This is a genomic window from Paraburkholderia sp. UCT31 (genome assembly GCF_014397655.1).
Lineage (GTDB): Bacteria > Pseudomonadota > Gammaproteobacteria > Burkholderiales > Burkholderiaceae > Paraburkholderia > Paraburkholderia tuberum.
In genome coordinates, this window is the sequence record NZ_VZQP01000001.1 from 279456 (window position 1) to 288179 (window position 8724).

Annotated in this window: 8 protein-coding genes; 4 read left to right on the plus strand and 4 right to left on the minus strand. The window is 63.8% G+C overall.

Annotation, left to right across the window (positions count from 1 at the left end; all coding sequences use genetic code 11):
• The first annotated feature begins 59 nt into the window (after positions 1-59).
• The 4 genes from F6X40_RS01210 to F6X40_RS01225 all read left to right on the plus strand — a co-directional run bounded on the left by F6X40_RS01210 (position 60) and on the right by F6X40_RS01225 (position 4701).
• Positions 60-1703: a hypothetical protein gene (locus F6X40_RS01210; protein ID WP_184062701.1), complete on the plus strand. Its 1644-nt coding sequence runs from the start codon at positions 60-62 to the stop codon at positions 1701-1703.
• Positions 1703-2980, plus strand: coding sequence for a hypothetical protein (locus tag F6X40_RS01215; RefSeq protein ID WP_222945956.1), 1278 nt, complete (start codon positions 1703-1705; stop codon positions 2978-2980). The genes F6X40_RS01210 and F6X40_RS01215 overlap by 1 nt, the downstream gene beginning before the upstream one ends.
• Positions 2981-3159: 179 nt before the next feature.
• Positions 3160-3342, plus strand: coding sequence for a CsbD family protein (locus F6X40_RS01220; RefSeq protein ID WP_018425391.1), 183 nt, complete (start codon positions 3160-3162; stop codon positions 3340-3342).
• 264 nt (positions 3343-3606) lie between these two features.
• Positions 3607-4701 carry an AI-2E family transporter gene (locus F6X40_RS01225; protein ID WP_187626557.1) on the plus strand — a complete coding sequence of 365 codons (1095 nt, stop codon included), beginning with the start codon at positions 3607-3609 and terminating at the stop codon, positions 4699-4701.
• Between the two features lie 48 nt (positions 4702-4749).
• Here F6X40_RS01225 and F6X40_RS01230 read toward each other — a convergent pair whose 3' ends face one another.
• From F6X40_RS01230 to F6X40_RS01245, 4 genes are all read right to left on the minus strand, one after another.
• Positions 4750-6033: an MFS transporter gene (locus F6X40_RS01230; protein WP_184011232.1), complete on the minus strand. Its 1284-nt coding sequence runs from the start codon at positions 6031-6033 to the stop codon at positions 4750-4752.
• A 66-nt stretch (positions 6034-6099) separates the two neighbouring features.
• Positions 6100-6936, minus strand: a complete 837-nt coding sequence (locus F6X40_RS01235; RefSeq protein WP_187626558.1) for a siderophore-interacting protein — start codon at positions 6934-6936, stop codon at positions 6100-6102.
• A gap of 64 nt (positions 6937-7000) precedes the next feature.
• Positions 7001-7843 carry a PadR family transcriptional regulator gene (locus F6X40_RS01240; protein WP_187626559.1) on the minus strand — a complete coding sequence of 281 codons (843 nt, stop codon included), beginning with the start codon at positions 7841-7843 and terminating at the stop codon, positions 7001-7003.
• A 124-nt stretch (positions 7844-7967) separates the two neighbouring features.
• Positions 7968-8285 carry a hypothetical protein gene (locus F6X40_RS01245; protein WP_184062691.1) on the minus strand — a complete coding sequence of 106 codons (318 nt, stop codon included), beginning with the start codon at positions 8283-8285 and terminating at the stop codon, positions 7968-7970.
• Positions 8286-8724: the final 439 nt, after the last annotated feature.

The following is an 8724-nucleotide window of genomic DNA, read 5'->3' on the forward strand; positions in this document are numbered from 1 at the left end:
GTTTATACGTCACCGCTTCCCGCATTCCCGTGCTCTTGATCGATCAGGAGGCAATGCGTATGGAAAAGCCGTCAGATGAGAATCGCCGCTCCAAACCCTTCGGCGACAAACCCGCTTCCCACCTCGATCAGGGCCCTCATGCAAAAAAGCTCGCCCTCACCGCGCTAGGCGGCATTGCGGTTCTGGTGGGCAGCGGTATCTACTGGATGGTCACCTTTTCGCATCGCGTGCCGGATGCGGATTGCTTTCCTCCCGGCATCGAGTGCGTTAAAAAGATCGCCGCGGTGATGAAGGAAGTCAGCGACGCGGATCGCGCAACCAGCATGGGCGAGAGCTGGCTGCTTGCGTTGCTGGTCACGGCCTTCACGTTCCTCGTGTTTTATGTCCACATTTGCCGTGGAGAAGAAGAACGGGCGCGGACCATCGCGGAACGCGAGTTCGAGGAGAAGAAGCGTATCGCGGAAGAGGAAGGCGAGGCCGCTCCCGACGTCGACTCCCGCTCGAAGGGTGTAGTCGGCATCCTGCGAACCTGGTTCGCGTCGCGCTGGTGCATTCCGGTGTTCTGCTACGTCCCCGCGGTATTGCTGTTCGGCGGAGAGATATGGGAGGGCTATACCGATGCGGTCGTACTCGCATTGGCGCTCGCCGCCATTTACGTGGCCGCCGAACACTATTCCGCGCTCGAGCAGCAACGCAAGCTCGTCGACGAGCAGGAAGCGGTGCTCGAGACCATCCGCAAGGAGCTCAGCGACAAGGTGGCCAGCATCGATAACGCGATGGGAACCCGCTATGGTCTTCGCGTGATTTACGACGCCTATCGCGACCCGAACCACGACCAGTCCCGCGCAGAGGAGAGGCAGCGCTTGCAGCCGGGCGCGGCGCACCAGCCTCACGGCGGCGCGGCGAACGTTCAGGAGTCTGAAAAAGGCATTTTTTCGATCTATCGTTTCTTCGATATCGACAAGCAATGGTGGGCGCGCGAGTCCTGGGACGGCTATCGCAGCAGCCCCGCGGCGACGCTCTATCGGACCTTGAAGGAAGGCGCGCGCACGAAGATGACGCTGGTGACGCCTCTCGAATATCCCGAGTTCGACGACGGCTCGATGCAGGACAAGGCACTCTTCTTCGGCAAGTTCATTGGACTCGTATGGCATTACGTCGTGCTGTGGCACGTACGGCGCGCGCTCGAGGCCGACTCGAAAGACGTCGTGTGCGAACACAAGATCCGCATTGCGCAGACTTCGCTGTGGCTGCATGTGGTCGACCGGACCGTCTATCAGATTCTCGGCGACGATCGCGGCAAGGACGTCAAGGTGCGCAACCTGACGCACGACATGGATGAGATCTCGGTATCGCTCGCCCGCTGGGCCAAGCGTGAAATTCAAACGCTGGCGGCGCGTGGCCCGACCGTCGAGGAGTACATCTGCACCTGCCTGACCGATGCCCATCAGGCCATACCCGCGGACGGCGCGGCCACCTTCGGACAGAACGAGGATCACGTACTCGAAAGACTCGGATTCAAGGAATGGGCGAACGAAGGAGACGCGCCATCGGGAATTCGCAAGCGAGTGTTGGCCGCGCGCTGCAAGGGATTGATCCGGGATGCCGTGGCGATCATCGCCACGTCCGAGCCGGGGCAGACGGCGATCATCGACGGCCGATACGATCCGTCGATCGAAGAGATAGCAGCGGAGGTCGAGTGATGACTAATTCCATCGATGCGATGCTGGCCGACCTGGAGATCATCAGCGACCTGGTGATGTGCATCGTGGTGCCGACGAAAAACACGGACCGGTCGAACTTCACGACGCCGATCTCGCTGATCGTCAGACACCATCTGGTCGGCGGGCAGTCGCCGCTTGCCGGTCGCGACGTGCGCGGTCTCGTCGACCGGCTCAAGCACTGCGCCGGCGCGCTGTGCAAGGTCGGATCGGGCAAGAAGCTGCTCGCCGATTCGCAGTTGATGCGGGGCATTCCTGCGGCGCCATATCAGGCGAATCAGTTCTACGTCGAGTTGCTGACGGCGGTGTCGCTCGGTCTTTACTTTCTCGGCGTGCCGATCGGCGAGCCGTGGGACCTGGTGCAGACCTGGGCCGACGAGGAGGGCGGCGGGCTACCGAACGGCATCTGCGTGGCGAAGGCGATCGGCGACATCGTGCGCTCGTCGCGCAAGTGGCATCCCACGCTGCCGGTGGAAGCCGATGCGAACGAGCGCGCCAAACGCAGGGCGTCGACGGATCTGATCGTCCATTCGTTCCTGCCGATGATCCTGTTTCGCGATCTGATCCTGTGGGGCGGCGGACAGCCGGAACCGGAGAATTCCGGGCTGCCGGAACATCCGTCGATCCGCAGTCAGACGGCGACCGGACCCACCGAAGGCGACGAGTCGGATGAACGGTCTTTGCTCGTGCCGTCGATCCATGCGTTGGGCCGCTGTTACGAAGTGTTGCAACTGCAACTTTACCTGAGGGCGGGTTATCCGATTTACTATGCCGTGCCAGAGGCCATTCTGAAGACCGAAATTTTGCGGTCCTGCGCGGCGGGAAAATCCACCGAGGAGTGCTGGGAAGAAATGTGCACGTTCCTGCGTGACAAGATCTTCCGCGGCAAGCTGCCCGACGCCGGCAATCTGCAGAAGCAGTGCGTCTACGTGATCGACCGGACCAAGCCTCCCGCGTGCTTCATCAATCACGATGCGGGGCTGCTGACCTTCGAAGGCATCGATCTCGACGTGGGCAGCCGCGAACTGCCGCTACCGGCGAGTTACATGCTCGATGAACGCAGGGAGCGCTACCGCAAGAGAGTGCTTTCGTTCAAGCCGGCCGATGACGAAGCCGCCCTGCGAAACCTCTTGAATGGCGTAAAGAACAAGGAACTTTTCAAGCATATCTTTCATGGCGCGAAAGATGATCATCCTGATCCGGCTCACGGCAAGGATGCCGCCAACGACGCCGCGAAGGACACCGTCACGGTGAGGTGACGATGCGCGGCGCACTGGGTATCGGGAACGCCGGATGCTAGGAATTTTAAGGTTGCTCCGACGCGGATCGCCTCTGGCGAAGCGATCCGCGCCATAACGAGGCGCGTCGCGCCGTACGTTGGCTGTTTCGTTGCAACGCCAGCAGGCAACTCCACAGTCAAACCTGGCAGGAAGGCACCATGGACAGGAATCGTGTAGAAGGTACAGCGAAGGAGCTCAAGGGCTCGGTCAAGGAAGCGATTGGCAAGGTCACCGGCAATCGCGCGAAACAGGCCGAAGGAGCGGCCGAAAAAATAGCCGGCAGGATACAGGCGAGAATCGGCGAAGAAACCGAAGAGGTACGAGAGCGTGTGAAGAGTTAGCGAGCCGAAACTTCACGTACCCGCAGCTTCATTTATCCTGCCCCCCGGTTTCGGGCGCATCAAGTCACGCACGCAAGCCGTGCAATGACGCACCGCGTGCGTAGCGCCTCGCACGCCGCCGGTGCTCGCCGCGTCGCGCCCTCGCCGCGTCGCGCCCTCGCGGCGCGGCGTTCGACACACGGAACGTGTAAATTTCTGTTACGGTCCAGGGTCAGCCGGCGCACTCGTCGCGCCGGCGCCGCATCGCCCATTCGAGGACGCTTCATGCTGGGATTCGACGTCGGCGCGGCCAGGAAAGTCTGGACCGCGTCTCTGCTCGCGCTGCTATTTTTCCTCATCTATATCGCGTCGACGACGGTGCTCGTCGTCGTGTTCGCGGTGTTTTTCAGCTATCTGATCTACCCGATGGTGGTGCTGGTCGAACGCGTGAGGCCGCGCCGCATGCCGCGCGTCGTGTCGATCGCGGTCGTGTTCGTCGTCGTGGTCGCGCTGCTCGCGGTGGTTGGCTCACTGTTCGGCGTGGAATTGCAGGATCAGGCGACGCGCCTCTTCACGCAACTGCCCGCGCTGCTGCGCACCGATGTGCCGAACCGTTTTCCGCTGCCGCATTTTCTCGAACCGCTGCGCGAGCGGATCGTCGATTTCGTGCGCAGCCAGATCGAGACCGGCTCGGACAACGCCGTGCCGTTGGCGCGCAGCCTCGGGCTCGGCGTCGTCCACGCGGCGAGCAACCTGATCTACCTGGTGCTGATTCCGATCCTGAGCTTCCTGCTGATCAAGGACGGCGAACGGATGCGCGACGCGTTTCTGGCGTTGCTGAACAGCCGGCATCGCGTGCTGTGGAACGAGATCGTCGACGATCTGAACGTGCTGCTGTCGAAGTACGTGCGCGCGCTGCTGTTTCTGTCGCTCGCCACGCTATTTAGCTACGGCGTCGTGTTCTCGCTGCTCGGCGTGCCGTACGCGTTTCTGCTCGCGGTCAGCGCCGGGCTGCTCGAATTCGTGCCGTTCGCGGGGCCGCTTGCCGCGGTCGCGATCACGCTCGTGGTCGCCGTGTTCAGTGGCTATCCGCACCTGTTGTGGCTCGTGATTTTTATCGGGCTGTACCGGCTGTTCCAGGACTACGTGCTCAATCCGTATCTGATGAGCGAAGGCGTCGAGGTCAGTCCGTTTCTGGTGATCGTCGGACTGCTCGCGGGCGATCAGCTTGGCGGCGTCGCTGGGATTTTTCTCGCGGTGCCCGTCATCGCGACGCTGAAAATCGTGATCGGCCGGGCGCGCGTGTTTTACTCGGCGTCGCACGGGCAGGGCGAGGCCGCGCGGCGCGCGCTGACGGGCAGCACCGACGATAAGGCGTAACGCGCGGCGCGCAGTTGGCGCAGCGACACCGCGCGCTGCCTGGCATCGCTAACCTTCTCCAGCGATGTGAGCTTCGATGCCGGCGCGAGGCATCGTCGCGCCAGCGGCGCTGGCCGCCGCCACTTCGCGCGGCACGCCCTTCACGCGCGAGACCCACAGCACCGCCGCGCATGCGACCGCCACCGCCGCCCAGCCGACGGTTCCATACCCGGCGATGCGGCCATCAGCCGACGTGCTCAGCATCAAGCCGCCGAGCCACGCGCCAGTGCCGGTGCCGAGCGCCTGCAGCGCGCTGTTCGCGCTCAGGAACGCACCGCGTCGCGCGGGCTCGGGGACCGTGGTCAGCAGTGCCTGCATCGGCACCATGCGGCCGTTCATCAACACGAGGAAGCACGGGAAGAACAGCACGAGCGCGTAGAACGGCAGGTTCGGCAGATGCGTGATGAACAGCACCGGCACGAACGACAGCAGCGCCGCGCAGCGAAACACGCGCTGCGTGCCGAAGCGGTCGGCGAATCTGCCGACGAGGCGCGACGTGAAGAAGGTCGCCGCACCGCCGGCCATGTACAGCCACGACAGCTGTCGCGGCGCGACGCCGTGATTGGCGACCAGCATCGGCGCAATGAACGGAATCACCAGCATGTGCGCGATCATCATCATGAACGTCAGCGCGAACGCGTTCAGATGGCTTCGGTTGCTCAGCAGGCGCCACAGCTCGGGCAGTACTTCCGCGAGCGGCGGCTGCCGGCGGCTCAGATGCGCGGCCAGCGACGGCACCTGTTGCGAGGCCGCGAACCACACCAGCAGCGACAACGCGACCAGCAGGAAGAACGGCGCCGCCCAGCCGAACTGCGCGCCGAGCATCACGCCGGCCGGCACGCCGGCGATCGCCGCGAGCGAGAACGCGGTCATGATCGTGCCGGTCGCGGCGCCGCGCCGTTGCAGCGGGATCACGTCGCCGACGATCGCCATGATCACGGAGCCGAGCACGCCGCCGGTGATGCCCGCGAACGCGCGCGCGGCGAGCAGCAGCGCGAAGCTCGACGCGAGCGCGCACGCGAGGTTCGACAGCGCGAACAGCGCGTAAATGGTGAGCAGCAGACGGCGCCGGTCGAAGCGGTCGATATAGGTCGCCGCGAACAGGCCCGACAGCCCCGAGCACCACGAATACGCGGATACGGCCGTCGCGAACGCGGCCGGCGCGATCTGGAACGCGCTCATGATCTGCGGGCCGAGCGGCATCATCACCATGAAGTCCATGATGATCGTGAACTGCGTGAGCGCGAGCAGCCACAACAAACGACGCTCGTGCCGTGCGGTGATTGAGTACATCGGTTGATTTCCTTTTGTCGTTGTTCGAAGTACGCCGCTAATGCCGCGCGCCACGCGAGCAGAAGCTCAGTCGTCGATCGTTTCGTGGACCGCGACCGCGCCCTGTTTCCAGTAGCTGGCCGCGCGAATCCGCGTTTTGTCGACGCCGCGCTCGCCGCATAGATGCTGACGCACCGCGCGGATCGTCGCCGCTTCGCCTGCGGCCCACACGTAGCCTTCGCCGTTCTCCGGCAGCCAGGTCTCGCGCACCGCGTGCAACAGCGCTTCGCCGCGCGTGCCGTTTTGCGTGTTGGCTTCGTTGCGATAGCACCAGACCAGATGCACCTCGGCCTGCGTCGTGAACTCGATGCGCGCCGACGGATCGGCGACCTCGATCACCGCGGCGACGCGCGTGCCGGCCGGCAACTCTTCGAGACGGCGCGCGATCGCAGGCAGCGCGGTGTCGTCGCCGATCAGCAGATGCCAGTCGAAGCCGGTCGGAATCACCAGCGAACCGCGCGGGCCGCCGACGCCCAGATACTGGCCCGCCTGCGCCTGCGCGGCCCACGTCGCCGCGGGGCCCGCGTCGTGCATCGCGAACTCGATGTCGAGCTCGCGGGCGTCGCGATCGAAACGGCGCGGCGTGAAATCGCGCGCGGTCGGCCGCTTGCCTTCCGGGAACACCGGGCCGTCGGGGCCGGCTTGCGGCAGCGTAGGTTTGTCGGCGCCGGGGTCGGGGAAGAAGACCTTGATGTGATCGTCGAACGAGGCTGAGACGAAGTCGTGCAGATCGGCGCCGGTGAAGGTCACGCGAATCAGGTGCGGCGTCAGCGCGCGCACCTGCTTGACCTGCAGCAGACGAAACTTCAACGGATGCCGTACGCGATGCACGGCGAGATCAGGGCGAGTGGGTTGCTCTTGCATGTGGGCGATGCTCCGGTTCGGTTCGGGAGGACGCGCGGGTCGCCTCGTGGACGGGCGCGCGTTGTCAGGCGGTCGGCTCGCTGTCGTTGCCGGGCTTTGCGATGTCGCCACGGTTGCCGCCTTCGATTTCTTTGGCCGCGCGCATCAGGATCGCTGCGATGCGGCGCTGTTCGTCGGCCGGCGCGTTGTCGCGGCGCAGCAGCGCGTTCTTCAGCGTGCGGCGCGCTTCATTCAGCTCGGGCACCCAGCCGCCTTCGCTGACGTCGGCCGGCTCCTCGCCGGCAAACGCGCGGCGCACCGAATCCATCTTGCGTGCGATATGCGAGAGTCGCGCGAGCATCAGCTCGACGCGCTCGCGGTTCGCGGCCAGATATTCGCGGCCCGCATCCGCCAGCTCATAGCGCTTGCGGTTGCCTTCGAGCTGCACGGTGACGTAGCCGAGTTCTTCGAGATAGGTCAGCGCTGGATAGACCATGCCGGGGCTCGGGCTGTAGAAGCCGTTCGAGCGCGTTTCGAGCGCCTTGATCAACTCGTAGCCGTGACTCGGCTGCGCTTCGATCAGCGATAGCAGCAGCAGTTGCAGATCGTCGGAGCTGAATTTGCGACCACGCGGGAAACCATCGCCGTCGCCGCCGAAGCCGCCGGGGCCGCCGCCACCGTATCCGCCCGGACCGCCGAAACCACCGCCGAAGCGCGAGCCACGGCCGCCGAAGCGCCACTCGTGATGGCGGCCAAAGGCGTGACGCAAAACGCGCAGCTGGTAGTGGTGGCGGGCGCCGGAGGAAGCGCATGCTTCGGAGGCGCCCAGGTCGGCGACTTCGCTCGCCTGCGGCGACGGAAGGCGGAAACCGGGATGAAAACGGTCGCGCGCGCCGCGCGGACCGCAAAAATGATGAGGATGACGCATCTGGGACTCTCCTATGAGTGTCGTAAGATGCATCTTAAGATATATATCTTAAGATTGTCTGTCAAACTCTTTTTGCGGTGGTATCGGCGCACAACAAAGTCTGCGGCATACGAAAACCCCGCTTTCAGAGACAACAAAGTCTGCAGCAAGTCCAAAAAGCGCATTGCAATGCAGCATTTTCTGCCGGGGTTAGCAGGGTTGGAACGCCTGAAAGTAGGGCGGAAGCAATGGCTATTTTTCGATCGCTTAAATAGGGATGGATTGAAGTGATCCCGTGCCTCGGATCAAGCAGACGTCTTCGACTCATGACTTTCCGACTCTTGCTCATGCGGAGATTGCCGCCCTTGCCGAAGACGCGCAACGTCCACTGGTCAGCCTCGTCGACATTGATCCGCGGCAGCGCCAGATCCTCATTCCACACCAGCTCCGCCACGGAATGCATGCTGGCGCTCGGAGATGGTAAGGCTGACTATGAGGGTGCGCATTCGTCCCGCCGGAGGCGGCGCTCCACGAATGTTTCGATGCGCTTTCATGCCGGTGGCCTTCTTAAGGCGGGAAGGAGGTGCGGGCCAGGCTCGTGACTAGCCCATCGCCGGAATCGGGCGACATTCGCGGGCAGTTTCGAGTGGCGCAATGTCGGCCATTGCCGACGTTGGGGCGGTCTGGGTCGCGCGTCAGCAATATCGCGGATTGCTGACGGTGGCGGCATCGAGCAACCCGACGGCAGCTTCCTGCATCAGCGAATTCACACTTCCGTTAAGGGTTATTCGACGTCTGCCCTCATTCACATGGCTGTGAGTGTGCCGCGGCGCGTGTGGGCAGGCGTCGGATAAGCCTCGAGGGAGGAAACCGCGGGATGGTCCGAGACGCTCGGAATTTCA

Excerpts from the sequence above, each read along its gene's own strand:
- F6X40_RS01210 (WP_184062701.1), top strand. The coding sequence starts at position 60 with ATGGAAAAGCCGTCAGATGAGAATCGCCGCTCCAAACCCTTCGGCGAC.
- F6X40_RS01215 (WP_222945956.1), top strand. The coding sequence starts at position 1,703 with ATGACTAATTCCATCGATGCGATGCTGGCCGACCTGGAGATCATCAGC.
- F6X40_RS01220 (WP_018425391.1), top strand. The coding sequence starts at position 3,160 with ATGGACAGGAATCGTGTAGAAGGTACAGCGAAGGAGCTCAAGGGCTCG.
- F6X40_RS01225 (WP_187626557.1), top strand. The coding sequence starts at position 3,607 with ATGCTGGGATTCGACGTCGGCGCGGCCAGGAAAGTCTGGACCGCGTCT.
- F6X40_RS01230 (WP_184011232.1), bottom strand. The coding sequence starts at position 6,033 with ATGTACTCAATCACCGCACGGCACGAGCGTCGTTTGTTGTGGCTGCTC.
- F6X40_RS01235 (WP_187626558.1), bottom strand. The coding sequence starts at position 6,936 with ATGCAAGAGCAACCCACTCGCCCTGATCTCGCCGTGCATCGCGTACGG.
- F6X40_RS01240 (WP_187626559.1), bottom strand. The coding sequence starts at position 7,843 with ATGCGTCATCCTCATCATTTTTGCGGTCCGCGCGGCGCGCGCGACCGT.
- F6X40_RS01245 (WP_184062691.1), bottom strand. The coding sequence starts at position 8,285 with ATGCATTCCGTGGCGGAGCTGGTGTGGAATGAGGATCTGGCGCTGCCG.